At 59.7% G+C, this 1148-nt stretch carries 2 protein-coding genes; both read right to left on the reverse strand.

The features are described 5' to 3' along the window. Positions 1 to 136: 136 nt before the first annotated feature. Positions 137 to 922, reverse strand: a complete 786-nt coding sequence (locus tag AB4Y42_RS43995) for an iron-containing alcohol dehydrogenase (protein WP_368697861.1) — start codon at positions 920 to 922, stop codon at positions 137 to 139. 48 nt (positions 923 to 970) lie between these two features. Next, the coding region (locus tag AB4Y42_RS44000; RefSeq protein WP_368697862.1) for an SDR family oxidoreductase at positions 971 to 1148 on the reverse strand (178 nt) is incomplete at its 5' end.

The following is a 1148-nucleotide window of genomic DNA, read 5'->3' on the forward strand; positions in this document are numbered from 1 at the left end:
CATGGAAAATAAACTCTCGGTGAATGTGTCAGCGCCGCGCATGATCTCCCGGGGGCGAGTGGAGGCCTTTCATCAACGCTTCAGGGGCCTTCCGCGATGACGTTACCGCCGGTAATTCAGCAGCCTGTTAGGGCAGTCAGTCCACCATGCATGCCGTGTGCTGCGGAGCATCCGCAGTTCTCGAAGCCGATACTGCTGAGCAGCGTATTAGCTTCGATGACGTTTTCGACTGCCGTGGTACAGAGACGGCTTCGACCGCCTGCTTTGCCTTCAGACCGTCTCGCATCAGCACATCGTGGCAGGCTCGCGCAATGGCAATACCAGCAGCTGTCGGAGGGAACCCTCCCGCGACGTAGTTGTTCGTTCGCGACTCCAGGTTCGAACGTGCCTCGAACCACGTCGATAGCGCATCGCCGATTCCTGCGCCGAGAAAGCGTACTGGCGCACTCGCCACAATGCTGGTGTCCACTACGACCGGATCGGGATTACGAGGCAGCCGCGCGGGCCCCTCGTAAACGCCCTCAGACGTATAGCCGACGGCGACAGCGCTACACGGTGCGTCCGTTGACGCAATCGTCGGAAAGATGACGGTCCGCGCGTTGGCTTCGAATGCCGCAATCTTGACGGTGTCTGCTGTCTTTCCTCCGCCGACGCCCACGAGAATCTGGCTTTCCTTGCCTCTGGCGATTGCGGCCACGCGCGCGATTTCAGCCAGCGTACATTCGCCGCCGAGCTTCTCCAGATGTACCGACAGCTTGGCACCTTCGAGATCGCGCTGTAGTGAACTGCTGAAGCGTTCGAACAGAAACGGATCGATCAGAACGAGCACGTTGCGGCTCAACGGTGCAACGTGCTGTGAAAGGCGCGAGATCTCACCCGCGCGCTGGATATATTTTCCGGGCGCGGCATAAGCGCTGGACATGCTGGGTGTCTCCTTTGTATTTGATATGGCAGCGTCAAAAAGAATCGGCTAACCTTGAACCGAATATCCGCCGTCTACCGGAATGACCGCGCCAGTCACGAAGTCGCATTCGCTTGAACAGAGCGCCACTGCAATGCCGGCAAGGTCCTCGGGCTTGCCCCAGCGCCCCTGAGGCGTGCGGCTCAAGATGCCCGCTTCGAGGTCAGGGAAAAGCCGTTTCGCCTCG

The organism is Paraburkholderia sp. EG286B, assembly GCF_040965655.1.
Taxonomy (GTDB): Bacteria; Pseudomonadota; Gammaproteobacteria; order Burkholderiales; family Burkholderiaceae; genus Paraburkholderia.

Excerpts from the sequence above, each read along its gene's own strand:
- AB4Y42_RS43995 (WP_368697861.1), bottom strand. The coding sequence starts at position 922 with ATGTCCAGCGCTTATGCCGCGCCCGGAAAATATATCCAGCGCGCGGGT.